The 24981-nt window shown below is 43.6% G+C and carries 20 protein-coding genes and 1 pseudogene; 9 read left to right on the forward strand and 12 right to left on the reverse strand.

Annotated features, from left to right (window positions below):
- Positions 1-86: 86 nt before the first annotated feature.
- The 3 genes and pseudogenes from EXU30_RS17950 to EXU30_RS17960 all read left to right on the forward strand — a co-directional run bounded on the left by EXU30_RS17950 (position 87) and on the right by EXU30_RS17960 (position 1663).
- Positions 87-783: pseudogene (locus tag EXU30_RS17950) on the forward strand (DUF445 domain-containing protein).
- 289 nt (positions 784-1072) lie between these two features.
- The gene (locus tag EXU30_RS17955; protein WP_130602361.1) at positions 1073-1420 is read left to right on the forward strand and encodes a VOC family protein; all 348 of its coding nucleotides are present in this window, start codon (positions 1073-1075) and stop codon (positions 1418-1420) included.
- Between the two features lie 39 nt (positions 1421-1459).
- On the forward strand, positions 1460-1663 hold the full coding sequence (locus tag EXU30_RS17960) for a DUF1289 domain-containing protein (RefSeq protein ID WP_130602363.1): 204 nt from the start codon (positions 1460-1462) through the stop codon (positions 1661-1663).
- Positions 1664-1849: 186 nt separating this feature from the next.
- Here EXU30_RS17960 and EXU30_RS17965 read toward each other — a convergent pair whose 3' ends face one another.
- From EXU30_RS17965 to EXU30_RS17975, 3 genes are all read right to left on the reverse strand, one after another.
- Entirely contained in the window at positions 1850-2344 is a 495-nt protein-coding gene (locus EXU30_RS17965) for a GNAT family N-acetyltransferase (RefSeq protein ID WP_130602365.1), read from the reverse strand.
- A gap of 105 nt (positions 2345-2449) precedes the next feature.
- On the reverse strand, positions 2450-4123 hold the full coding sequence (asnB, locus tag EXU30_RS17970; RefSeq protein ID WP_130602367.1) for an asparagine synthase B: 1674 nt from the start codon (positions 4121-4123) through the stop codon (positions 2450-2452).
- Between the two features lie 471 nt (positions 4124-4594).
- Positions 4595-5374 carry a hypothetical protein gene (locus tag EXU30_RS17975; protein WP_130602369.1) on the reverse strand — a complete coding sequence of 260 codons (780 nt, stop codon included), beginning with the start codon at positions 5372-5374 and terminating at the stop codon, positions 4595-4597.
- 454 nt (positions 5375-5828) lie between these two features.
- Between EXU30_RS17975 and cysB the strand changes: the two genes are divergently transcribed.
- On the forward strand, positions 5829-6803 hold the full coding sequence (gene cysB / locus EXU30_RS17980; protein WP_130602371.1) for an HTH-type transcriptional regulator CysB: 975 nt from the start codon (positions 5829-5831) through the stop codon (positions 6801-6803).
- A gap of 272 nt (positions 6804-7075) precedes the next feature.
- On the opposite strand, the gene purN is transcribed toward cysB, so the two are convergent.
- Positions 7076-7720: a phosphoribosylglycinamide formyltransferase gene (gene purN / locus EXU30_RS17985; RefSeq protein WP_130602373.1), complete on the reverse strand. Its 645-nt coding sequence runs from the start codon at positions 7718-7720 to the stop codon at positions 7076-7078.
- Position 7721: 1 nt separating this feature from the next.
- A complete protein-coding gene (purM, locus tag EXU30_RS17990; RefSeq protein WP_130602375.1) occupies positions 7722-8759 on the reverse strand; it encodes a phosphoribosylformylglycinamidine cyclo-ligase in 1038 nt (345 codons plus the stop codon).
- 240 nt (positions 8760-8999) lie between these two features.
- Here purM and upp point away from each other — a divergent pair, with 240 nt between their 5' ends.
- A complete protein-coding gene (gene upp / locus EXU30_RS17995) occupies positions 9000-9626 on the forward strand; it encodes a uracil phosphoribosyltransferase (RefSeq protein ID WP_130602377.1) in 627 nt (208 codons plus the stop codon).
- Positions 9627-9714: 88 nt separating this feature from the next.
- Here upp and EXU30_RS20730 read toward each other — a convergent pair whose 3' ends face one another.
- The 3 genes from EXU30_RS20730 to ackA all read right to left on the reverse strand — a co-directional run bounded on the left by EXU30_RS20730 (position 9715) and on the right by ackA (position 14185).
- Positions 9715-10164, reverse strand: a complete 450-nt coding sequence (locus EXU30_RS20730; RefSeq protein ID WP_423213350.1) for a nuclear transport factor 2 family protein — start codon at positions 10162-10164, stop codon at positions 9715-9717.
- Positions 10165-10806: 642 nt separating this feature from the next.
- Positions 10807-12954: a phosphate acetyltransferase gene (pta, locus tag EXU30_RS18010; protein WP_130602383.1), complete on the reverse strand. Its 2148-nt coding sequence runs from the start codon at positions 12952-12954 to the stop codon at positions 10807-10809.
- Positions 12955-12982: 28 nt separating this feature from the next.
- Positions 12983-14185, reverse strand: a complete 1203-nt coding sequence (gene ackA / locus EXU30_RS18015) for an acetate kinase (protein WP_130602385.1) — start codon at positions 14183-14185, stop codon at positions 12983-12985.
- Positions 14186-14430: 245 nt separating this feature from the next.
- Here ackA and yfbV point away from each other — a divergent pair, with 245 nt between their 5' ends.
- Positions 14431-14814 (forward strand): terminus macrodomain insulation protein YfbV, encoded by a 384-nt coding sequence (gene yfbV, locus EXU30_RS18020; RefSeq protein WP_242620260.1) that lies wholly within the window; start codon positions 14431-14433, stop codon positions 14812-14814.
- Positions 14815-14854: 40 nt separating this feature from the next.
- Here the strand turns inward: yfbV and pflA are convergent, their stop codons facing one another.
- Positions 14855-15592, reverse strand: a complete 738-nt coding sequence (gene pflA / locus EXU30_RS18025) for a pyruvate formate lyase 1-activating protein (protein ID WP_130602389.1) — start codon at positions 15590-15592, stop codon at positions 14855-14857.
- 78 nt (positions 15593-15670) lie between these two features.
- Positions 15671-17953, reverse strand: a complete 2283-nt coding sequence (gene pflB, locus EXU30_RS18030) for a formate C-acetyltransferase (protein WP_130602391.1) — start codon at positions 17951-17953, stop codon at positions 15671-15673.
- Positions 17954-18499: 546 nt separating this feature from the next.
- Here pflB and focA point away from each other — a divergent pair.
- On the forward strand, positions 18500-19411 hold the full coding sequence (focA, locus tag EXU30_RS18035; protein ID WP_130602393.1) for a formate transporter FocA: 912 nt from the start codon (positions 18500-18502) through the stop codon (positions 19409-19411).
- 437 nt (positions 19412-19848) lie between these two features.
- On the opposite strand, the gene EXU30_RS18040 is transcribed toward focA, so the two are convergent.
- On the reverse strand, positions 19849-21168 hold the full coding sequence (locus EXU30_RS18040) for a Na+/H+ antiporter family protein (protein WP_130602395.1): 1320 nt from the start codon (positions 21166-21168) through the stop codon (positions 19849-19851).
- A 339-nt stretch (positions 21169-21507) separates the two neighbouring features.
- On the opposite strand from EXU30_RS18040, the gene EXU30_RS18045 reads away from it, so the two are divergent.
- On the forward strand, positions 21508-22113 hold the full coding sequence (locus tag EXU30_RS18045; RefSeq protein ID WP_130602397.1) for a peroxiredoxin: 606 nt from the start codon (positions 21508-21510) through the stop codon (positions 22111-22113).
- 85 nt (positions 22114-22198) lie between these two features.
- Here the strand turns inward: EXU30_RS18045 and rnt are convergent, their stop codons facing one another.
- Positions 22199-22906, reverse strand: a complete 708-nt coding sequence (gene rnt / locus EXU30_RS18050) for a ribonuclease T (RefSeq protein WP_130602399.1) — start codon at positions 22904-22906, stop codon at positions 22199-22201.
- Positions 22907-23091: 185 nt separating this feature from the next.
- Between rnt and EXU30_RS18055 the strand changes: the two genes are divergently transcribed.
- The gene (locus EXU30_RS18055; RefSeq protein WP_130602401.1) at positions 23092-23961 is read left to right on the forward strand and encodes a flagellar protein MotY; all 870 of its coding nucleotides are present in this window, start codon (positions 23092-23094) and stop codon (positions 23959-23961) included.
- The last annotated feature ends 1020 nt before the right edge of the window (positions 23962-24981 follow it).

A 24981-nucleotide genomic window follows, 5' to 3' on the forward strand; every position in this document is an offset into this window, starting at 1 on the left:
TTTGTTTCGCTAGCATTAAATAAGCATTTTTTAAACCCGAGTATTTTCGATAGAATACTCGGGTTTTGTATTTTGAGGGATTTGCTTTGAACAAGAGCTTCATTACCAACGCACTGGCGGCAGCCTTGATCGTATGCGGTTATGTTTTCGACCAGCCAATTGTTTTAACTATGGGTATGTTTGCACTTTCTGGTGCTGTGACCAACTGGCTTGCCATACATATGTTATTTGAAAAGGTTCCAGGCCTGTATGGCTCGGGGTTATCCCATCTCGTTTTGAAGAATTCAAATCCGCGATTCATCAATTAATGATGGAGCAGTTTTTCACCAAGGAAAATATAGATCGCTTTTTGACAAGCAAAGATGCTAATCCGATTAACCTTGAGCCAGTGATTGAAAAGGTGGATCTTGAGCCATCATTTGATGCTTTGGTTAAAACTGTCGAACAGTCATCGCTGGGAGGCATGTTGGCGATGTTTGGGGGCACTGACGCTATTGCGCCGTTAAAAGAGCCTTTTATCGAAAAAATGAAAGCACAGTTGATTGAAATGGCGCAAAGTGACAAGTTTAATCAAATCCTGATTGATGAGCTTGAAAGCCCGGCGGTAATGGCTGACATGCAACAAAAGGTTGGCGCAATTGTTGAGCAGCGATTGAATGAGCTTACGCCAGAGCTAGTTAAACAAATTGTGCAGGATATGATCCGCACTCACCTTGGCTGGTTGGTCGTTTGGGGGGAGTATTTGGCGGCTTGATTGGCTTGGCGGCAGCGCTGATCCAGTAACAATTTAAATAGTCACGCTACGTCGTCAGGAAGTACTTATACTTAGGGAGAGCTAAATAACCTGAGCTTGGGATAAGGAAGTGCCAATGATTTTCCTTTCCTAAGTTATACCTAGTATTAAGTTTCTAGCGAGATAGTTTTGTTTAGTTCAAGGCGAAGCTACGCGTCAATAGCTAGCCTATTGCAAGTAGCTTCAACGACCTCTCTTTACTAAGAGACGGGCAAAAATAGCCGTTAGAAACCGATTTATTATCCCTAGTTCAGGTTAAATACTAAAAGGAACTTATCAATGCGCCATAATACTATTAACTACTTAGAAATTCCCGTAAGTGATATCGCTAAAACCAAGGCGTTTTTTGGGCAGGTATTTCAGTGGCAGTTTAAAGATTATGGTGATGAATATACTTGCTTTTTAGATGTTGGCATTGATGGAGGCTTTTACCTATCAGCCAAAAACTTTAGCCTTGCTCATGGCTCACCATTAATTGTGCTTTGTAGCGATAACTTGGCGATTACCGAAGCCAGCATTACTCAACATGGTGGCAAGATTGTTAAGCCTGTATTTAGCTTCCCTGGTGGACGGCGCTTTCATTTTTCATGTCCTTGCGGCAATGAATATGCGGTTTGGTCTGAATAAGTGTTTTTGTACAGTGATAGCCTAGTGAGAGTCTGATAAGTGGATCTTAAATCGCATGTGCAATCGCCTTGTATTCGCCATTGCTGCCTTGATGAAAATGATGTTTGCCTTGGATGTCAGCGTACCTACAAAGAGATTTTAGACTGGCATTCAATGACTATCGCGCAGCAATTAGCGTTGAAGGCTGAGCTTAAAAATAGACAATGTGCTGCGCAGGCTAAGCGCAGCTTTTCTGATAAGTGAAACCCAATCATTATCGGTCAGGTGATTCGAAAGGGCCTATAAGGTAGTTTAGTGGTTACGCCTTTCTGGTGCGACGTTTAATTTCAGTCCCGAACAAGCTCGAACTTAAACTCGAAGTATCAGTCCCTTGCAAGGTGATAGCTCGAGTTTAATTCTCATGTGCATCTATTATTTCTGATTCACTTGTTATTTCTCTAGCTCGGTTTTAAACAGTGTAAAGCCGCGAGCCTGGTAGTTTTTTAACGCGCTTGGATGGTCGAGAGAGCAGGTGTGTACCCAAACTCTTTGGGTGTCGGGTAACGCCCAGGCTTGTTTAATTGCTTGAGTGAGTAAATAGCCGCCCATACCTTTACCAATAAACCGTGTACCAAGACCAAAATACATGATCTCGACATTACCATCAGCCTGTTGTTGCAGTTCAAAATAGCCTGCTGGCGAGCCTTGATAATAGGCAACATACAAATGCAGGTTATCTGCTTCGCTGTATTCTTGCCATTGCTTATCTGTCCAATTGAGCTTGTCTGTCCATTCCCATGCTTTGCCAACAAACTCATAGAGAAAACGGTTGTATTCATATTGCTTGGTGATGGCCGGCTCAATGACTAACCCTTTGCTATCGTTTTTTGGGTTTAGTGCATCTGCACTGTGCATTTCAAGGTGAAAAATGGTGACTTCAGACATGGTAAGGCAAAGCTCTTGATAATGTTTTTATGAGCGCAAGCATAACAAAAAACCACCTTTGTAGGTGGTTTTAACGTCGGAGTTTAACGATAAATTTATCGCGGCTTACAGATTTTCGTATGCACTATCGTGAACGTTCTTCACTGCGCGACCTGATGGGTCGTTGATACCTTGTAGGCTCTCATCCCAAAGTAGTGCCTCTGGTGTCGAGCAGGCCACGGTTTTGCCTCCAGGCACTGTCTCTGCCGCGCTCGGTAGTGGGAAAAACTCTTCAAAGAAGCAACGGTAGAAGTAAGCTTCTTTTGATTCGGGCGTGTTGTAAGGGAAGCGAAACTTTGCATTTGCTAGCTGTAAGTCATCCACTTGCTCAGCTGCATGGTCTTTAAGTCCATCAATCCACGAATAGCCTACGCCATCGCTAAACTGTTCTTTTTGTCTCCAGGCCACTTCTTTTGGAAGCTTGTGCTCGAACGCTTCACGCAAGATGTGTTTTTCAATACGGCCATCTTTTGACATTTTCGCTTCTGGGTTGATGCGCATAGCCACGTCCATAAACTCTTTGTCTAAGAAAGGAACTCGAGCTTCTAATCCCCATGCCGCCATCGCTTTATTGGCGCGCAAGCAGTCAAATAAATGCAGTTTATCCAGTTTACGTACCAGTTCTTCATGGAATGCCTGTGCATTAGGTGCTTTGTGAAAGTAAAGGTAACCACCAAATAATTCATCTGCTCCTTCGCCCGATAACACCATTTTAATGCCCATCGCTTTGATTTTGCGTGCCATTAAGTACATAGGCGTTGCGGCGCGGATCGTCGTCACATCGTAAGTTTCTAGGTGATAGATCACTTCTTTAACAGCATCTAGCCCTTCCTGGAAGGTGAAAGTGATTTCGTGATGAATCGTGCCTATGTCATCAGCGACTTTTTGCGCTGCTTTTAAGTCAGGAGATTCTTTTAAACCTACAGCAAAAGAGTGAAGTTGTGGCCACCATGCGCCTGTCTCGCCATCATCTTCAATGCGGCGTTTAGCGAAGGTTTGAGTAATGGCTGACACCACTGATGAATCCAATCCGCCCGAGAGTAAAACACCATATGGTACATCAGACATCAGCTGGCGTTTAACGGCAGCTTCTAGCGCGTCACGCAACTCTTCGACGCTTGCAGCGTTGTCTTTTACAGCGTCAAACGATTGCCAATCGCGCACATAGTAATGAATTGGCGCTTCATCTTGTGAGCTTAGGTAGTGTCCAGGTTTGAATTCTTCAACAGTTTTACAAACCGGCATTAGGGCTTTCATTTCTGAGGCAACATATAAGTTACCTTGTGCATCGAAACCTGTGTACATAGGAATAATCCCCATGTGGTCGCGGCCAATCAGGTATTGTTGCTTGGCTTTGTCGTAAAGCACAAATGCAAAGATACCGTTGAGCATGTCGAGGAACTCGCAGCCGTATTCCTGATACAGCGCCAGAATGACTTCGCAGTCAGATTGGGTCTTATAGCTGTACTTATCCCCAAGTTGAGCTTTGAGTTGCTGGTGGTTATAGATCTCACCGTTAACCGCAAGTACTAGGTTTCCATCTTCGCTAAATAATGGCTGTGCGCCGTGGTCAACATCAACAATCGCTAGACGCTCATGAGCCAGAATGGCGTGAGTATCAGTATAAATACCAGACCAGTCAGGGCCACGGTGACGCAGTAGTTTTGACATCTCAAGTGCAGTCTGACGTAACTCACTTGCATCGGTTTGAATATCTAAAATGGCGAAAATAGAACACATGGGGAACTCCGAAAACAATAACTTGATGGCGCTACTTTGGCAGCATCGGAATATATCGTCAAACTGGGATTGTTAGTTTTTGGAGTATTTGGGTGACGATCCTTGTATTATTTGGTGCTAATAATTGTGAAATGAACAAAAAATTTACTAAATATTTAGTGGATCTATATTTTTGGTGCGCGTGGGCAGCTGTTCCTTGGTGATTAGCTAATGGCTGTCGATGAATTTAGTCATCTATAAAATAATTATCAATGTTGGAGCGTTGTTACCAGTTACGTGACCTTGTTTGCTGCTCGTGTAGCTTTAATTAAATAGTCATATGGGGGAGAACAAAACGAGTTTTACAAATTGCGATAACTCGCTTCAGAGAGTGAAGCGATCTAGTTACTGTTGATGGGCAGTTTCGACAGGACACAAAAAAACCGCCTTAGCGGTTTTAATGTATAAAGAAAATCTGTTGGGAAGGGTTGTTTACCACTTCTTCTTAGGTTGAAACAGCATATCCAGATCATCACCTTCCTTCTTCGGTTTAGGTGCTTCTGGCTGTGAGTGCTTTTGTGCGCCCATGATTTCATCAAGTAACTGTTTGGCCTCATCCACTTTTTTAGCAATAAAGGGATCATTCGGGGTTTGGGCTTTAATAGTATGCAAGGTGTTAAGCGCCTTAGTAACCATTTGCTTACTTGAACCGTATTGCTTCATAAAGCACGCTGCACGTGCACGGGTTATCATCGAGTCGACATTAATGCGCAGTTGTAAACTATCAATGCGTAACTCTTCTTCTGCAAAAATAGTTGGGTCAACTTTGCCTTTATTGTGCTCTGCTCTAAGAATCGCTTTGAGTTTTTTTAAGGTTTTTACCAGTTCCAGAATTTGCTTGTCATTGTCTGGTAAACGAAAGTTTTCAATAGCAGGAGCTGGCGTTGGCGCGGCTTGCATTGTTTGTATTTGATTACGTAAGTCGCTTAGTCGGCGCTCGTAGTCAGACTTGGTTTGTCCGGTGGCATAACCGATAGATTGGGCCAAAGCGTCTTGAATGCGTTTATACAGCACCATAATGATATTGCTTGAGCAAGGCACCATACCAGTATTAGAAAGTACGGCTTCGGTTTCATCTATAATGGCACGTTGGCGGGCTATCTCTTGGCGGCGCTCAGCTTCGGCGCGCTCTTTTTGCTGCTGAATAATACTGAACCCAATAATGAGTAAAAGCAGCGCACCAATGAGGACTAAAACCATGATCAAAGACATTATGAGTTCCGTTTTGTTATTAATATCAGCAGGAGTCGTAAACTGAGATCCAAAGACACTTAGTTTTTAAGGCTGTTAATGACAGCGATTATTTTGCTATCCCTAACGTAAAGCCAGTTTGCTATCTTAGCGTAACTACCATTTACGTGTAACTACCATTTTTAATTAACTACTATCTTAGCGTAAGAGTTAAAGGCTGTCGTTGAAAAATAAGCCATTTTTCGATTTTAGATCTCAATATGAATACTTGTAAACATTCCACTGACCAACATGGGCTTAATTGCCGATTAACACAGCATTCGTTATTACTGATTGCATATTAATACTAGTTATACTATAACTTTTGATTATAGATAAGCAGGTTTGGCACGAGCGCCATAACTTAGTATTGAGCTCACTTTACAGATGGTCAACAAATAAACTGTTGGCCTATGTGTGGTGTTTCGAGGTTTGTATGAAACTGCAACAACTTAGATATATTGCTGAGGTGGTAAAGCACAATTTGAATGTGTCGGCTACCGCAGAGAATCTTTACACATCGCAACCTGGGATCAGTAAACAGGTTCGCATGCTTGAAGATGAGTTAGGTATCCAGATATTTGGGCGAAGTGGTAAGCACTTAACCCATGTCACACCGGCGGGGCAGCAGGTGATTGATATTGCTAACGACATCCTTGGCAAAGTTGAAAGTATCAAAAAGGTGTCAGAAGAATATACTCAGCCGGATCAAGGTGAGTTAAATATTGCCACCACCGATACTCAAGCAAGGTATGCGCTGCCACCTATCATTAAAGATTTTATTAAGCGTTACCCTAAGGTGAACCTACATATGCATCAGGGGACACCTTCGCAAATTAGTGAGCAGGCTGCCCGAGGCGATGCTGATTTTGCTATTGCCACAGAAGCTATGCACCTATATAGCGATTTGATTATGCTGCCTTGTTATCACTGGAATCGCTCAATTGTGGTGACCAAAGATCACCCCCTTGCGAAACGCACTTCGCTAACGATTGAAGATTTAGCTCATCATCCTTTGGTGACTTATGTATTTGGCTTTGATAAAGCCTCAGAGATTGAGAAAGCCTTTAACCGAGCTAATCTTGACCCGAGAGTGGTATTTAGTGCGACCAGTGCCGATGTTTTGAAAACTTACGTCAGGTTAGGGTTAGGGGTTGGTGTGATTGCAACCATGGCAGTTGATCCTGTTGCAGATAGCGATTTAGTGACCATAGATGCCAGCCATTTGTTTGGTCATAGCACCACTAAGATTGGTTTTAGGCGTGGCAGCTTCTTGCGTAGTTACATGTATGACTTCATGTATCACTTTGCGCCGCACCTTACTCGTGAAGTGGTTGAGAAAGCAGTGGCTTTACGCGATCAACAACTGATTGACCAAATGTTTGAAGATATCGATCTACCTGTGCGTTAATTCATTCGTGTCGCTTCAAGTATGCTTAATACCAATTAGCACAAGAATGTGATCATTCTTACTGGTTAAAATCGCTTATAACTTCGTTAGAAATTTTGTAGTTAGAACAACTAGCTAGCTGCAATTTCTGCCTTGTTCTAAACGACTTTTCCTGCGTAACCTCTGATCACTTATTTATCCCAATTGGTATAAGTTAGCTTTAGGGCTAAAAAATAAAAAATCTCGCCGCGGCGAGATTTTTTTATTTGGTAAAGTTGCTGCTTTGAAGCTTGCTAGTCAGCAGCGTAGCCTTGTTCACCAATAAGCTCATTGTCTAGATAAGCCTTACCATCTTTCATAACCAGGCGTTGCTGACTAAACCATTTGACGACCATAGGGTAAATAGCGTGCTCTTGTTCGTGTACACGCTCAGATAGCGTTGCTACATCATCACCTGGGTAAACCGGTACTTTTGCTTGTAGTACCACAGGGCCAGAGTCTAGCTCAGGGGTAACAAAGTGGACGCTAGCGCCATGCTCGCTATCACCGGCATCGATTGCACGTTGGTGGGTGTGCAATCCAGGATACTTAGGCAATAAAGAAGGGTGGATATTTAGCATCTTACCCGTGAATTGCTCAACAAAGCCGTCAGATAGAATGCGCATAAAACCTGCTAGCACTACAAGATCGGGTTGATACTTGTTGATTGCCTCAAGCAGGCGGGCATCGTACTGTTCACGGGTCTCATCAGAATGAGCAATCACACAGCTGGTGTCGATTTCACTATGATGCGCTCTAACTAATCCATAAGCGTCAGGTTTATTACTGATCACACCCACCACATCAGCGGTTAAGGTGTCATCACATCCATCAATAATGGCTTGAAGATTAGAGCCATTACCTGAAATAAGCACAACGACACGACAGCGGTGTGACATGTTAGATGATCTCCACTTGCTCTTCGTCGCCATTGCGCGCAGCAATGTCACCGATTAACCAAGCGTTTTCACCTTCAGCTTTTAATAGCTCAAGTGCAGACTCAACCTGCTGCGCAGGTAAAGCGATAATCATACCTACACCACAGTTAAATGTACGGTACATTTCAAACTGCTCGATGTTACCGTTGTCTTTTAGCCAGTCAAATACTACTGGCCATGTCCACGAGTCTCCTTTAACAACAGCTTTTGCATCTTCAGGCAGTACGCGTGGGATATTTTCCCAGAAGCCGCCACCTGTGATATGCGCCATTGCGTGCACGTCAGCCTGCTCAAGTAGTTTAAGTAGTGACTTAACGTAGATTTTTGTTGGCTCAAGTAGGTGGTCGATTAGCGGCTTACCTGCTAAGTCTTGTTGTGGGTCAGCTTTGCTCACCTCTAACACTTTGCGGATAAGCGAGTAACCATTTGAGTGTGGGCCTGAAGAACCTAGCGCAATTAGCGCATCGCCAGCTTTAACTTTGCTGCCGTCGATTAATTCTTCTTTTTCAGCAACACCAACGCAGAAACCAGCTAGATCGTAATCTTCGCCTTCGTACATGCCTGGCATTTCAGCAGTTTCACCACCGATTAGCGCGCAGCCTGATTGGTGACAACCTTCAGCAATACCGTTAACGACAGAAGTCGCAGTATCAACATCAAGCTTACCAGTTGCGTAATAGTCCAAGAAGAATAGTGGCTCAGCACCAGCAACGATTAAGTCGTTGACACACATAGCAACTAGGTCGATACCAACAGAGTCATGCTTTTGGTAGTCAATCGCTAGACGCAGCTTAGTACCAACACCGTCAGTACCAGATACTAATACAGGTTGCTTGTATTTAGTTGGTAGTTCGCAAAGAGCGCCAAAACCACCTAGGTTACCCATGACTTCTGGGCGGTGGGTACGCTTAACTGCAGACTTGATGTTATCAACTAACTTGTTACCAGCGTCGATATCAACACCAGCATCTTTATAACTTAGTGGGGTAGGGGTGCTCACGGAGGATCCTCTCGGGTACATCGTTCTATGGGATTTTTATGCGGCGGTATTCTATCAGTTTGTGATACAGCTCGAAAGCCAGAATTGTACTTATCCGCGCAATAAAACGTTCATTTGCTTGATTTAGCTTGCGATGGCTCACGATTCACTGTAATAGCGAAACTTTATGTTTTATATATGGGATAAATAGACTACCATTTGTGCCATTAGGCCATTGTTGTAACAACTGAGGAGATCAGGATGAAAGTTGTTGAAGTTAAACACCCATTAATTCGTCATAAAGTTGGATTAATGCGTGAAGCAGACATCAGCACCAAACGCTTTAGAGAATTAGCTACAGAAGTTGGTAGCCTATTAACTTATGAAGCGACTGCAGATTTTGAAACTGAGAAAGTGACCATCGACGGTTGGAATGGCCCAATTGAAGTTGAAAAGATTAAAGGTAAAAAGGTAACCGTGGTGCCAATTTTACGTGCAGGTCTTGGCATGATGGACGGCGTACTTGAGCACATCCCGAGCGCCAAGATTTCGGTTGTTGGCATTTATCGTGATGAAGAAACGTTAGAGCCAGTGCCTTACTTCGATAAGCTAGTGAGCAACGTTGAAGAGCGTGTGGCGATTGTGGTTGACCCTATGTTAGCCACCGGCGGCTCATTAATCGCTACTATTGATTTGCTAAAAAGCCGCGGGTGCAAGTCAATCAAAGCGCTTATTTTAGTTGCAGCGCCAGAAGGTGTTAAAGCGCTTGAAGAGGCTCACCCAGATATTGAGCTTTATACTGCATCAATAGATGAGTGCTTAAACGAGAATGGTTATATCCTGCCTGGCTTAGGTGATGCTGGTGATAAAATTTTTGGTACCAAATAACATCTAGCTGCGGCTTTGTTCATCAAAAAATAAGGGAGCATATGCTCCCTTATTTTATTTTTGGCCAATTATAACATTACCCATTTGGCTATTGTTCTATTCTGCCTTTTTCAGGCAATATCTCGACGATAATCCAGCTTTTACCACGTTTGACCAATCTGATAGTTCTGTCGTCAACCCAATCTCTGCCGCCTCTCAAGCCTTCCATCTTGACAATTACCGTCACGTCATCAGTAAATTTACGGAAGAAGTCGATATCAATTTCGTCAATAGACATAGTGACGTCAGTCATCGATAGCCCTAACACGTGACGCTGCACCGCAGAAGCAATGTGGTAGTGCTCAATGACTTCTTTAAGGTCATTATCGACATATCGCACAGCTTTAGATACATCACGCTCGACATAGATAGCGTTAAAGAAACCAAGAGAGACTTCCTCCGGAGTTAGGGCTTTAGTGCCGCTTTCATCCGGCTGTCCACAGGCAGACATGAGCAGTAAACCGAGAAAACAAACTGACGATAATAATCTTTTAAACATAGAGATAGCTCTGGTTAACCCAAAAGTACTTAGTACATCAGGTTAGTTAATTTTATCGTTAGTATTACTGTTTAGCTGTTATTTAACAACTGTTTATCATTTAAAGAGAGGGAGTAGTGCGGTAGCAACCAAGCTGCATAGACTTATCCGTGTCCTTTTGTAACTGAGTTTGTTTTACGCTTGACTGCCAGCATGGTGGATGTCATAACTAACTCAATAGCTGCATTTTAGTAGCGGGCTTCATTCGTCCCTATGTTATCCACAAAATCTGTGGACAAGTGTGTTAACGAATCTTAATTTTAACCTTAAGTTTATGAAATTAAAATTAATTATACTTTGGTTATTTTTTACCACCTTTATTTCCTGTCGGTTAATTCACCAATTACTGCTGTTGTTTTGTTGGTAAAAGCTGCGCTTTTTACTGCTATTTCGAGCTCTAAGTCAGTCAGCACCAATAATCTGTTTGTTTATCCACTTTAGTAACTAGCCTTGTCTAGCTATGATCAAACACTGCTAGTTAGTAGCGAGCTTATATTAATGCGGGGAACGCATTTCAGAACAAGACCGCCCATAAAAAAGCACCTCTTGAAGAGGTGCTTTTAAATGACTTTTAGCTAGTAGTGGCTCGCTAATTACCGAACATTAGCTATTTTGCTCAGCTTGTGCTGCCTGGATAGCTGTTAGTGCGATGGTGTATACGATATCATCTACTAGTGCACCACGAGATAAGTCGTTAACCGGTTTACGCATACCTTGCAGCATAGGGCCGATACTAATTAGGTCAGCACTACGTTGAACCGCCTTGTAAGTCGTGTTACCTGTGTTGAGATCTGGGAATACGAATACAGTCGCTTTACCTGCAACAGGGCTGTTAGGTGCCTTAGAGCGAGCCACGTTTGGCATGACTGCGGCGTCGTACTGCAGCGGGCCGTCAATCACAAGATCTGGGCGCTTCTCTTTTGCAATACGTGTTGCTTCACGTACTTTATCTACATCAGAACCTGTACCAGATGTACCTGTTGAGTAACTGATCATCGCGACACGTGGTTCAATACCAAATGCGGCTGCAGACTCAGCTGATTGAATAGCAATATCAGCCAGTTGCTCTGCGTTTGGATCTGGGTTAATCGCGCAGTCACCATAAACCAGTACTTGATCCGGCATCAACATAAAGAAGATTGATGATACTAGGCTAGAGCCTGGTGCCGTTTTAATTAACTGCAGCGGCGGGCGAATTGTGTTTGCTGTGGTGTTAACCGCACCAGATACAATACCGTCGACTTCGTTTTGCGCCAGCATCATGGTACCAAGTACCATGTTATCTTCTAGTTGCTCTTGAGCAACGACTTCAGTTAGACCTTTATGGCGGCGTAAATCTAGCATAGGTTCAACATAGTTATCACGTGCACCTTGTGGCTCAATGATTTCAATGCCATCACCTAGAGTGATTTCTTGCTGCGCAGCGATACGTTGAATTTCTTCGCGGTTTCCTAAAAGCACACAGCGGGCAATACCGCGCTCAGCGCAGATTGAAGCCGCTTTAATTGTACGAGGCTCTTCACCTTCAGGTAGTACAATTTTCTTACGTGCAGCGCGTGCAAGCTCTGTCAGCTTGTAGCGGAAGGCTGGTGGCGATAGTAAGTGCTCTCGCGGCGAATCTTGCGTCACAGACTCAACCCAGCTTTGGTCGATATGACTGGCGACAAACTCTTGTACTTTTTCTACACGTACCGCATCGTCAACTGGTACTTCATGGTCGAAACGCTGGATATTAAGCGATGTCTGCCATGTGTTCGACTCAATTAAGAATACGGGTAAACCGGTTTCAAAAGCTTGCTCACAAAGGTTCATTACTTCAGGCTCAGGCTCATAGCCACCTGTAAGTAATAGTGCGCCAATTTTCACGCCGTTCATTGCTGCTAGACATGCTGATACAATTACGTCTGAACGATCGCCAGAGGTCACTAATAGTGAGTCAGCCTTAATGTGCGACACCATATTGCGGATGCTACGAGCGCAGAAGGTTACGCGGCGCATGCGGCGGATGTTCATTTCACCGGCATTGATAATTTTAGCGTTGAGATGCTTCGCTAAGTCAGATGCTCGCGGCGAAATCAGGTCGGTGTTAAAAGGTACACTACCTAAAATGCGAATAGGGCTCTTACCTGGCAGCTGGAACATATCAGCTGTGTTGATTTGCGGTGCGCTGCTATCAAATACTTCTGATAAATCAGGACGAGCACGGCCTTCTTCATCAACCGGCGCGCCAATTTTGTTGATAATGGCACCCATTAGGCGTTTGTTCTTGCCACCACCCCATGCATTTTGTGCAATCTCAAGGCGATTCATTAGGCTATCAGCACTATCGTTGCCTGGAGTCGCAATGAAAATCACATCGGCATCAAGTGCTTTGGCAATTTCATAGTTGATGTCGTCAGCAAATGGGTGGCTGCGTGTTGGCACTAAACCTTCGATAACAATGGTTTCAGTTTCAGACGTTGACTCTGCAACACGGGCAATAATTTGCTCAAGTAAAACATCTGTTTGCTCAGAGCGGATTAAGTCTTGAGCGTGCTCCATAGAAAACGGCTCAAGTGGGTTTACCGTTGGAGACTTAGTCAAAATAGTGGTTGAGCGCTCTGGTCCGCTATCGCCAGCACGAATCTGTGCGATAGGCTTAAAGAAGCGAACTTTAACACCCTTACGCTCTAAGGCGCGTACCATACCCAAGCTTAGCGAGGTTAGACCCACACCTACGCCAATTGGGATTAACATAATATTTCGAGACATACTATCCTCTGTATGTAGCTAGCAGCGCTTATTGCGCTGCAATTAACTTGATTGAATCTTCAGCGATTACCCATTCTTCATTGGTTGGGATAACCATAGCCACTGTGCTGTCGTCAGTTGTGATCACGCCTTCATTGCCAAAGCGTGCAGCTGTGTTCTTTTCTGCATCAACAGAGAAGTTGAAGATTGCAAGGTGGTTCAGTACTTTCTCACGGATAACGTCAGAGTTTTCACCAATACCGCCAGTAAACACCACTGCATCAATACGCCCTAGTGGTACTGAGTAAGATGCAATGTACTTAGCTAAACGATAGCAGAAAATCTCCAGAGCAAGGGTTGCGCCTTTGTGGCCTTCTTCATAGCCTTCTTCGATACCACGGCAGTCGTTGGTTAGCTCAGAAATACCGAGTAGACCTGATTGCTTGTTCAATAGGTTGTTAACTTCATCTAGTGTGTAACCAAGCTGGTTGACTAGGTGGAAGATGATTGATGGGTCAAGGTCACCACAACGTGTACCCATTACCAAACCTTCAAGTGGGGTTAGACCCATTGAAGTATCCACACTCTTACCGCCTTTAACTGCAGTGACTGATGCGCCGTTGCCTAAGTGAGCAACGATTACGTTGGTGTCTTCTACTGGCTTGTTAAGTGCTTTAGCTGCTTCACGGCTAACAAATAAATGACTCGTACCGTGCATACCGTAGCGGCGAATACCGTGCTCACGGTATAGCTTGTATGGCAGGGCATACATGTAAGCTGTTTCTGGCATGGTTTGGTGGAAGGCGGTGTCAAATACTGCAACTTGCGGCAGATCAGGGAATGATGCCATCGCTGCACGAATACCGATAAGGTGAGCAGGGTTATGCAAAGGTGCAAGTGAAGCACAATCTTCAATACCTTTGATCACTTCATCAGTGATGATCACAGAGCGAGTGAACTTTTCACCACCGTGAACGATACGATGACCAATTGCCTGGATGTTTTCGGCAAGCTGTGGATGCTCGGCTAAGATTTTGTCAACAATAAACTCAACCGCTTCACGGTGAGCTGTGAACGCACCTAAAGACGCTTCATTTTTAGCACCATTGAACTTCCACTTAATACGTGAATCTTCAAGACCGAAACACTCAGCAAGACCTGAAATGTGCTCTTCACCAGACTCGGCACCGATGACGGCAAATTTTAAAGATGAGCTTCCGCAGTTAAGTACTAGGACTAATTTATCTGACATGGTTACGCCTTTTCATTAAAGTAAAAACTAAATTCTTGTTAACTGAACCATTTTCCATGTATGACGCTGGCATACAGTAGGCAAGGGTTAAGCCTAAAACATTGACTGGTGGCCCTTTGGTTTGGGGCGCGAGCGTGCTTTATGCTATGGTATAAACACGATTTGTGTGTATTGGTTACTTAGCTTTGCTCGTCAATTTGTATTCTTTATTTAACCAAGGCCGCCGCTATATGAAGGTATGGCCGATGGTGAAACAATTAAGCTGGTTTTTTCCTGAGTACCGGGTGATAAAGGCAACCAGGTTAGCTTTGTTTGTGATGCCCGCTATTGCGCTTGCCACCCTGGTTATGCAGGTTGGCGTGCTAGGTTGGGCACACTTGCCACAGGCTATTGCCATGGGCTTATTTTTTATTAGCTTGCCAATCCAAGGCTATATTTGGCTTGGTTGGCGAGCTCAGCATCCGTTGCCGTTAACCTTATTTGACTGGAGTAACCAGTTATCGCAAAAGTTGTCGTCAATGGGGGTTAATTGTCAGCCATTGACGGCAAAAGCCTGTTATTTAGACATGGCTTATATATTAAAGCTTGCTTTCGAACGATTAGACAAAAGCTATTGGGATGAACTTTAGCTTTTTAGTCTCATCTAGCGCGTTTTTTGATTATTGTTAATTAGTAAACTGCGTTGATGTCACGTTCGGTAAACACGGCTTTAATGGTTTCCATCACTTCCTTTGACGGCGGCTTTACGTCTTTTAAACTGTATTGTTCACCAAATGATGCCCATTTATGCTCACCTAGTTGGTGATAGGGCAATAGTTCAACTTTTTCTACGTTGGTCATTGGTTTAATAAATTCGGCTAATTTTATTGCACTGGCAATATCATCAGTAAACCCTGGGACGACCACATAGCGGATCCAGGTTGCTTGGTTGCGTTTAGCCAAATATTCAGCGAACTGCAAAGTGCGCTGATTGCTCACTTTGGTCAGGTCGATATGGGTATCGTCATTCATCTGCTTGATATCAAGCATCACTAGATCGGTTTGATCGAGTAGTTCATCAATAATCGGTTCGTACTTGCGAACAAAACCATTGGTATCTAAACAGGTATGAATGTCATTTTGTTTACACGCCTTAAACAGTGCGTGGACAAACTCAGCTTGTAAAATCGCTTCGCCACCACTAGCCGTTACGCCGCCGTTACCGGCAACTAAAAATGGCTTGTAAGACAGAATTTGTGTCATTAGCTCTTCAACTGTAACCTCTTTACCGCCATCGAGATCCCAAGTGTCCCGGTTATGGCAATATTGGCAGCGCATCAAACACCCTTGCAAGAAGGCGATGAATCGAATACCAGGCCCATCTACGGTACCAAATGATTCGATTGAATGAATACGGCCTTTGGTCATGGATCTTCCTTGTGTTGAAGGCGTTAAGGCTAAAAAGTTGGGCAGCATCTATTGATGCTGCCCTGCAGGACTAAAGGATTACAAACCTTTAGTGAAAGTACGTGTGATCACGTCTTGTTGCTGCTCAGGTGTCAGTGCGTTGAAGCGAACTGCGTAGCCCGATACGCGAATTGTTAGCTGAGGGTATTTCTCAGGGTTAACCACCGCATCTTCTAGCATTTCACGGTTCATCACGTTCACGTTTAAGTGCTGACCACCTTCACGTGCCTCGTTGCTCATGAAGTAACCGTCCATCAGTGATGCAAGGTTTGCGCAGCGACCGCCTTCATCTTTGCCTAGTGCGTTAGGTACGATAGAGAAGGTGTACGAGATACCATCTTGAGCGTGCGAGAATGGTAGTTTGGCAACCGACGTTAGTGATGCAATTGCACCAGATTCGTCACGGCCGTGCATTGGGTTTGCACCTGGAGCAAATGGTGCGCCTGCAGGGCGACCATCTGGGGTGTTACCTGTCTTCTTACCGTAAACCACGTTAGAGGTAATGGTTAAGATAGACTGAGTTGGTACTGCATTGCGGTACATCTTACGGTCACGGATTTTCGCCATGAAACGTTCAACTAGGTCGCAAGCAATGTCATCAACGCGTGGGTCGTTGTTACCATATTTAGGGTAGTCACCTTCGATCTCGAAGTCGATTGCAATACCATCTTCATCACGTACTGGCTTCACTTTGGCGTACTTAATAGCAGATAGTGAGTCAGCAGCGATAGACAGACCAGCAATACCACATGCCATAGTACGGCGAACGTCGCGATCATGCAGTGCCATTAGCGCAGACTCATAAGAGTACTTGTCGTGCATGTAGTGGATTGAGTTTAGTGCTGTCACGTATTGGGTTGCTAACCAATCCATTAGCGTGTCTAGACGACCCATAACGTCGTCAAACTCAAGTACGTCAGCAGTGATGATGTCAGACTTAGGCGCGATTTGCTTCTTCATCTTTTCATCAATACCGCCGTTGATGGCGTATAGCATTGTTTTAGCTAGGTTAGCGCGCGCACCAAAGAACTGCATGTGCTTACCTACAACCATAGGGCTTACACAACACGCGATTGCATAATCGTCAGAGTCGAAGTCTGGACGCATTAGGTCGTCGTTTTCGTACTGGATTGAGCTGGTGTCAATCGATACTTTCGCACAGTAGTTTTTGAATGCCTGTGGTAGTTGGTTTGACCAAAGTACCGTGATGTTTGGCTCAGGGCTTGGACCCATGTTGTAAAGTGTGTGTAAGAAACGGAAGCTGTTTTTAGTTACTAGCGTACGACCGTCAACACCCATACCGCCGATAGATTCAGTTGCCCAGATAGGGTCACCAGAGAATAACTCATCGTATTCAGGAGTACGTAAGAAGCGAACCATGCGTAGTTTCATTACGAAGTGGTCAACCATTTCTTGCGCTTGCTCTTCAGTGATCACACCATTTTTAAGATCACGCTCAACGTATACGTCTAGGAAGCTAGAAGTTCGGCCAAGTGACATTGCCGCGCCGTTTTGACTCTTAACAGCAGCTAGGTAACCGAAGTAAGTCCATTGAATTGCTTCTTGGGCATTGGTCGCAGGGCCTGAAATGTCGTAGCCGTATGATGCAGCCATTTGCTTCATTTGGCCAAGAGCGCGGTGTTGCTCAGCGATTTCTTCACGTAGTTGGATAACGTTAGATAAGTCTTCACCTGCTTCGAACTGGGCTTGCAGTGAACCAAACTGTGCAAACTTGTCAGCCATTAGGTAGTCAATACCGTATAGCGCGATACGGCGGTAGTCACCAATGATACGACCACGACCGTATGCGTCTGGTAAACCTGTTAGTACACCTGATTTACGGCAAGCCATGATTTCTGGTGTATATACATCAAATACACCTTGGTTATGAGTTTTGCGTAGTTCTGAGTATACGTATTTGATGTCTTGGTCTAGTTCGCGATCGTAAGCTTTGCACGAACCTTCAACCATACGGATACCACCGTTTGGCAGCATAGCACGCTTAAGTGGTGCGTCAGTTTGCAGACCTACGATAGTTTCTAAATCTTTGTTGATGTAGCCTGCATCGTGAGAAGTGATGGTAGAAACTTTGTCTGTGTCGAAATCAACAGGAGCATGAGTGCTGTTCTCTTGCTTGATGCCTTCCATTACTTTGTCCCAAAGGGCAGTAGTGGCGTTGGTTGCATCGGCTAAGAAAGATTCGTCACCTTCATATGGAGTGTAGTTAGCCTGAATAAAGTCACGAACGTTTACTTCTGACTTCCAGTCACCAGCGGCGAAACCTTCCCAAGCTTTAGCAAATACTTCTGTTTGTTTAGTCATCGATTGCTACCTTAATCGTATTTAAACTTAATTGACTGTAGACCATTATCTATAACATGAGTGCCAGATGATACTTATTATAGGTAATTGCTTTAGTCTGCTAATATTTGACCCACAACAATAGATGATTATTGCGGTATCTGAACCTATTTCCAAGTCGGTATTGGTACGAGTCGACTTAGTGAAATTCTTATTTATCAATATTGGTAAGACCAATTTACCCTAAAGATATTAGCATAGCGTTCCACTAAACGCATTGAGAATCGAACTTCGTGTATAAGCAATATACAAAACTGTTACCCAGGTAACAGTTTTCACGCTGCCGATTCCGATTGGTATATTAATTGATTATTCTATGTCCGTTGAATAATGTTTTGAACTCTTTATGTCCGTTTTTAACTTGGTTGTTTAAGGCTTAGTCAATAAGAAAAAGTACATGAAAATATTGGTAAGACCAATTTAACCTGTGTTTTTGTGCCATTTTAATTTTGACGTTTTTCCTATTGCTATAGAAGGTGGGATGAGCGAGTCGATACGAGTGATGTTATGTCTAATACAAGTAAGCAACAGTCAGCCGCTGTTGTTAAAAGCCCTTTAGTTGCCGCTGCCAGTGAATACGGTATTGCAAAAGTCAATAAGCCAGCAAAACAGTCATTTATATTAGCTGTGTTTGCTGGGGTGTTTATTGCTATTGCCTTTATCTTTTATATTTCGGTAACCACAGGTAGCACCATGGGATGGGGCATGACGCGCTTGGTTGGTGGGTTAGCATTTAGCATGGGCTTAATGTTGGTTATTGCTGCTGGAGCTGAGTTGTTCACTAGTACTGTGTTGACTACAGTCGGTTGGGCTCACAATAAGATAACGGTTGCTCAGCAACTGCAATGTTGGACTCGAGTCTACTTTGGCAACATGCTTGGTGCGTTCATCATGGTATGCATGATTTTCGCAGGTGGCTTATTTGCGTTAAATGATGGTCAATGGGGCTTAACCGCACTTAAAATTGCTCAACACAAGTTACATCATACCTGGGGGCAAGCGTTTGTTCTTGGCATCATGTGTAACATGTTAGTGTGTTTGGCGGTATGGATGACATTTGCGACTAAAGATTTATTCACTAAGTGCTTTATCGTAATGTTGCCGGTAGCCATGTTTGTTTGTGCTGGCTTTGAGCACTGTATTGCTAACATGTTTATGATCCCTATGGGGATTGTGATTGCTGAGTTTGCGCCTGAATCATTTTGGTTGGCCGCTAATGTAGAACCTGCGCAATTTAGTGATTTAACCCTGGTCAACTATATTGGTGCTAACCTAATTCCGGTTACCCTAGGTAATATTGTCGGTGGTGCGGTGATTGTTGGTTTAGGCTATTGGCTCGCTGACAATACTGAGTTGCTAGGTGCTAAAGCACAACAAGCAAAACAGCAGAGTGGCACGGCAGCCAAAGCTAACGACTAACCGTTTATTATAGGAATATTGCGTACTTTTCTATTGAATTAGACAGGAAATAAAGCTCCCACTTTGGGAGCTTTATTGTTTTTCAGAAGCCATTTCAGTGCTTGTATAGCCGCCGACAGCATTTGAAGATATTGTTAGGCATACTTGGGTTATGCCTTGTTTAATCCTTATGCTCCAATACGTTTCTTATCTCAGCATTGGTATAGCGGCACTTAATTCCAAGCGCTTTATTTGAAGAGTCATGTTTTTGTTCTCACTTAGCCAAGGGTTAACTTGTGGCATTGTACAAGCAGCTAAACTAGAGTCAGGTGCGCTATCTAGTTCGGGGCTTTTAGTTGACAATAAAAAAGGCCAACGCGTGATACGGTGGCCTCACTTTAAAACCGTCAATTTATTTCAAGACGGCTCATTCTGTTAACCGACTTGTTAACTCAGAGCTAAAGCACCATGGCGGCTATCCAACCAAAAACCAATAAAGGAATATTAAAGTGGATAAAGGTTGGGATAACACTGTCTCTAATGTGGTCGTGTTGACCGTCGACATTTAGACCTGCAGTGGGACCTAGGGTTGAATCAGAAGCTGGTGAGCCTGCATCGCCAAGCGCTGCAGCTGTGCCAACAAGAGCAATGGTCGCAGGGATTGAAAATCCAAAGCTGAGTGCGAGTGGCACATAAATGGTGGCGATAATCGGGATCGTAGAGAATGATGAGCCGATACCCATGGTAATCAATAAACCCACTACTAACATCAGCATGGCGGCTAGCGGTTTGTTATCACCGATAAACTCGCCAATTGAGGCCACAAGCGTAGAAACCTCGCCAGTAGATTTTACAACTTCTGCAAAGCCTGCAGCAGCAATCATAATAAAGCCGATATTCGCCATCATGAGAACGCCCTGACTAAACAAGTCCTGGCCAGAAACGTTCTTCAAAATACCAGATAGATTTAAAATGATAAATCCACTTAAGGCGCCAAAAATCATTGAGTCTGTTTGTAGCTGTACAACTAAAGTGGCAACAATGGCAGCTACAGAAACCCAAATACTTTTGGTTTCTACAGTAACCTCTTGTTGCTGTTGATCAACTTGTTTTGTTTGGTATTGTCTTGGTTTGCGATAACTAACAAACATCGCAATTAGTAAGCCAGAGACCATGCCAAGTGCTGGAAGCAGCATTGCCTGTGGAATTTGGCTACTTGTCGCTTCAAGTCCATTACTGGTCAGGTTTGCAAGCAAAATATCGTTCAAGAAGATACCGCCAAAACCGATTGGCAAGATCATGTAAGTGGTAACCAGACCAAAGGTTAGCAAACAAGCAATAAGTCTACGGTCGATATTGAGCGCTGAGATCACCAATAATAGTGGCGGAATTAAAATTGGGATGAACGCAATGTGGATTGGTAGCACGTTTTGCGAGCTAACGGCCATGGCTAGAATGGCAAATAGCAAGCTCCAACGCAGCAGGTTAGTATTGGTGCTCGTTGGCTCTTTACCTAGCTTTTTTATTATTGATTGCGAGATTAAGGTGGTTAAACCTGAGTGTGATAAAGCTGCAGCAAAGGCGCCGAGTAGCGCATAACTAAGTGCTATTTGCGCGCCACCACCTAGACCGCTGTTAAATGCAGCGATAGTTTCGTTTAAATTCAAGCCGCCAAATAAACCGGCAACGACTGCACTAATGGTCAGTGCAATGACCACGTTGACGCGGGCAAAACTCAAAATGAGCATTAAGCACACCGCAATTACAACTGCATTCATATTTACGCTTCTTATTAGATTTTTGTTAAACGGTTATTTTTGACCTGATTTAATGAGTTTGTCTAGCTCAATAGTGTTATTTCATTAACTTTGCAGCGCTAATTATCAATTCGCTGATAACTTGTAAATAAGCATGACACTCAATGTAAAGCGAGGTTGTAGCTTGGGTGCGTATGTGAACTAAACTCACGGTGTTGTATTTTTCAACGAATAAAACAAAATTCATCGGAAATATCTTACTGCTACTCCAAATTAGTAGTATGGTATGTCACAGTTTTGTTTATACCATGACGTGTATACACTAACTTGAACTATTTAAGCCATTAATGGAGAGTAAAAATGAGCGTATTAGTAGGACGTCCAGCCCCAGATTTCACTGCAGCAGCAGTACTTGGTAACGGTGAAATCGTTGATAGCTTTAACCTAGCAACAGCGATTAAAGGTAAACCAGCGGTTATTTTCTTCTACCCACTAGATTTCACTTTCGTATGTCCTTCAGAGTTGATCGCATTTGATCACCGTATGGAAGAATTCACTAAGCGCGGCGTTGAAGTAATTGGTGTTTCTATCGACTCACAATTCTCTCACAATGCGTGGCGTAACACTCCTGTTGATAAAGGTGGTATTGGCCAAGTTAAATACACTCTTGTTGCTGACGTTAAGCATGAGATTTGTAAAGCATACGACGTTGAGCACCCTGAAGCTGGTGTTGCATTCCGTGGCTCTTTCCTAATCGACAAAGAAGGCCAAGTTCGTCACCAAGTTATCAACGATCTACCACTAGGTCGTAACGTTGACGAAATGATCCGTATGGTTGACGCGCTTCAATTCCACGAAGAGCACGGTGAAGTTTGTCCTGCGGGCTGGTCAAAAGGTGATGAAGGTATGGACGCAAGCCCAGAAGGTGTTGCTTCTTACCTAAAAGACAACTCAGAAAAGCTTTAATCTGTACCTAGATTAGTTTTACGAGTATTAAAAAGCTGCCTCCGGGCAGCTTTTTTGTTTTGGTTAGTCGTTTATCTTACTGCAACTACTTAGTTTCGTTGCTCTGTTCTTCAACGGCAGGCTCTTCAAGGGCAGGCTTTTCAAGTGACTGATCTTCAAGTGACACGCATGGCCAGCCACCGAGAGCCTTCCATTTATTAACGATATGACAGAAAAGCTCAGCGGTGCGCTCCGTATCATATAGTGCAGAGTGGGCCTCGCTATTGTCAAAATCAATGCCAGCCATTCTGCAAGCTTTGGCTAATACCGTATGACCAATTGCAAGGCCTGCAAGGGTTGCAGTGTCAAAGCTGGCAAATGGGTGAAATGGCGAACGTTTTAATGAGTTGCGTTCAATGGCGTGATTGACAAAGCCAACATCGAAGGCTGCATTGTGAGCCACAATAATACTGCGGTGACAGTCTGCCGCTTTTTGCGCTTTTTTCACTTCTTTAAAGATTTCTAAAAACGCCTGTTTTTCATCGACCGCACCGCGCAGCGCACTGTATGGGTCGATACCATTAAACGCTAATGCGTCAGGTTCAAGGTTTGCACCCTCAAACGGCTCGATGTGATAGTGCAGGGTTTTATCAAGCTCAAGCACACCATCTTCATTCATTTTTAATAGGGTGACGGCTATTTCGAGCAGGGCATCTGTTTTAGCGTTAAAACCAGCTGTTTCCACATCGATAACGACGGGGTAGTAGCCACGAAATCGATTCTTAAATTTATTGGTGTCGCAAATGTCAGTCATGCCTGCCGTATCCTATTTTACTGGTCATCGAAACGCTGTGATGACGTTGGTCGGCTATTATGGCGAATCGCCGTGGCGCTGTCATGTTGCTTAGGGTAAATAATCACCAATTAATAGCAGTTTGGTTAAAGGATTCCAGTTTAAGGCCGATAGCTAAAGAGAACTTAGTGATTAGGGGAAGCAATATGTGGCAAAAATGGCTGTTGGCAGCGTCTATTTTGATGTGCTCAAGTGCGCAAGCTGAGCTACGTCATTATGTTGCATCCCTTGATAACTCAATGTGGAAAATCAGCGAAGACTCACCTGTTGAATGCCAGCTTTCTCACGACATTCCTGGCTATGGTACAGCTATGTTTACCAGTCGCTCTGGTAAAGACATGAATATGTTGTTTACCCTAGATATGTGGCTAAAACCTGATGCGGTTACTCAGGCAAAATTGATTAGCCGTGCACCACAGTGGCGACCAGGTCTAAACTCTCGGGAAATTACCACATTAACTTATCATGAGCAGTTTAACGGTGAAGTGCCGAAGAAAGCTGCTTGGGCCATGCTTAATGAGCTAAGTCAGGGCATGGTACCTACCTTCTACTACGCAGATTGGTACAACCCGTCTTCAAAAGTGGCGGTAGGGATCTCTTCGGCAAACTTTAGCTCTGAATATCATAAGTTTCGTGCTTGCTTAGCAAATCTACTGCCTTATGGTTTTGATGACATTTCTTTTACTGTTCTTAACTATCGCGAAGGTGGCAAAGAGTTGACTCGATACTCGAAAAAGCAGCTAGAGCGAGTAAAGCGTTATTTAGAGCATGACCAAGATGTTGACCTCATCTTGGTTGATGCATACACCGATAGCTATGGTGAACAAGCCGCTAACCAACAGGAATCTGAATTGCGAGCTCAATCCGTAAAAGATATTTTAGTGGCAAGTGGCATTGACCAAACCCGAATTTCGACAACCGGTCACGGTGAGCGTCGCCATGTTGCGGGTAACGCGTTGGCGACAGACAGGCAAATTAACCGCCGTGTTGTCATTAAAATCACTAAAGATATCTAATCACAAGTATCCGCAGATTTAGCCATTTTGTTCACGGCTTTCAGCCTGTAGGCTGCCGATTGATTCGGCAAATATCACTTAAGAGGTATACGGAAGGCTAAACGTAGGCCAACTCTTTATATCGCTGCAATTTTATCGTTATTAGTAGAACGCTCTTGCACATAGTGCAGGGGCGTTTTTATTGATTTGCATTATGAGGTTTAGATTACCCAAGTTACTATAACTTAGGCAAAAAAAAGCCTGCTTAAATAAGCAGGCCGAATAATTTGCAATCAACAAATTGAAGGAAGGAAGTCAAGCATAAGAACCAATAACAACTGATGTATTGGGTTACATCAATCTGGTGTTCTTTGTTCTCAAAAATCTGAAAAACTTGTTTTTGGGAACGAGGTAAATATTAGAGCCTGGGCACTAGTTTGACAAACTAGAAAATTTTCATGTTTGCATTAGTTTTTCTTATGATTAATTGGCTGTGAGTATTATGCTAGTCACTAGAAATTATTATAAGCACTGTGATTTATCATACTTGCACGGAAGATTTGCATTTTTAGTGCATATCTATTCGTATCCCCCATGCTAGCAAGGATAACAAAATGTTAAATTCGGTTTATATGGCATGTTGGCCGAATTAATTTTTATGAAATTATTAAAGAATATAGATTGCATAGGGGATGACTGAGCTGAATATCCTGGTTAGTTAATTGGGTTAGATAAATAAGGGCAAGTACGTGATATTGCAGTTAGGTGCGTTTGGATAGACTAGATACAGCGGAGCTGTTGTGTCTATAAGTTTTAAATGTGCAAACTTATTTAAGGGTGGGCTGGCTGAGCAAAGCGCGAAGTAGTCGTCAACATTGCTATTGTTAAGGTATTGCGGATTAATAATTCTTCACTTAAACCCTACATTGGACGTAATCGGGTATTTTAGTGAGCAAAAGTCGGATTTCAGTGGTCATATTATTCACAAGCCTAGAGTGACTAGGTATAGTAAGCGAAAAATAAATAATAGATTATGCAAAC

It is taken from the genome of Shewanella maritima, from assembly GCF_004295345.1.
In the GTDB taxonomy this organism is placed as follows: Bacteria; Pseudomonadota; Gammaproteobacteria; order Enterobacterales; family Shewanellaceae; genus Shewanella; species Shewanella maritima.

What these genes read in the sequence shown, in the direction of transcription:
- EXU30_RS17955 (WP_130602361.1), top strand. Translation starts at nt 1,073, where the DNA reads ATGCGCCATAATACTATTAACTACTTAGAAATTCCCGTAAGTGATATC.
- EXU30_RS17965 (WP_130602365.1), bottom strand. Translation starts at nt 2,344, where the DNA reads ATGTCTGAAGTCACCATTTTTCACCTTGAAATGCACAGTGCAGATGCA.
- asnB (WP_130602367.1), bottom strand. Translation starts at nt 4,123, where the DNA reads ATGTGTTCTATTTTCGCCATTTTAGATATTCAAACCGATGCAAGTGAG.
- EXU30_RS17975 (WP_130602369.1), bottom strand. Translation starts at nt 5,374, where the DNA reads ATGTCTTTGATCATGGTTTTAGTCCTCATTGGTGCGCTGCTTTTACTC.
- cysB (WP_130602371.1), top strand. Translation starts at nt 5,829, where the DNA reads ATGAAACTGCAACAACTTAGATATATTGCTGAGGTGGTAAAGCACAAT.
- purN (WP_130602373.1), bottom strand. Translation starts at nt 7,720, where the DNA reads ATGTCACACCGCTGTCGTGTCGTTGTGCTTATTTCAGGTAATGGCTCT.
- upp (WP_130602377.1), top strand. Translation starts at nt 9,000, where the DNA reads ATGAAAGTTGTTGAAGTTAAACACCCATTAATTCGTCATAAAGTTGGA.
- EXU30_RS20730 (WP_423213350.1), bottom strand. Translation starts at nt 10,164, where the DNA reads ATGTTTAAAAGATTATTATCGTCAGTTTGTTTTCTCGGTTTACTGCTC.
- pta (WP_130602383.1), bottom strand. Translation starts at nt 12,954, where the DNA reads ATGTCTCGAAATATTATGTTAATCCCAATTGGCGTAGGTGTGGGTCTA.
- ackA (WP_130602385.1), bottom strand. Translation starts at nt 14,185, where the DNA reads ATGTCAGATAAATTAGTCCTAGTACTTAACTGCGGAAGCTCATCTTTA.
- yfbV (WP_242620260.1), top strand. Translation starts at nt 14,431, where the DNA reads ATGGTGAAACAATTAAGCTGGTTTTTTCCTGAGTACCGGGTGATAAAG.
- pflA (WP_130602389.1), bottom strand. Translation starts at nt 15,592, where the DNA reads ATGACCAAAGGCCGTATTCATTCAATCGAATCATTTGGTACCGTAGAT.
- pflB (WP_130602391.1), bottom strand. Translation starts at nt 17,953, where the DNA reads ATGACTAAACAAACAGAAGTATTTGCTAAAGCTTGGGAAGGTTTCGCC.
- focA (WP_130602393.1), top strand. Translation starts at nt 18,500, where the DNA reads ATGTCTAATACAAGTAAGCAACAGTCAGCCGCTGTTGTTAAAAGCCCT.
- EXU30_RS18040 (WP_130602395.1), bottom strand. Translation starts at nt 21,168, where the DNA reads ATGAATGCAGTTGTAATTGCGGTGTGCTTAATGCTCATTTTGAGTTTT.
- EXU30_RS18045 (WP_130602397.1), top strand. Translation starts at nt 21,508, where the DNA reads ATGAGCGTATTAGTAGGACGTCCAGCCCCAGATTTCACTGCAGCAGCA.
- rnt (WP_130602399.1), bottom strand. Translation starts at nt 22,906, where the DNA reads ATGACTGACATTTGCGACACCAATAAATTTAAGAATCGATTTCGTGGC.
- EXU30_RS18055 (WP_130602401.1), top strand. Translation starts at nt 23,092, where the DNA reads ATGTGGCAAAAATGGCTGTTGGCAGCGTCTATTTTGATGTGCTCAAGT.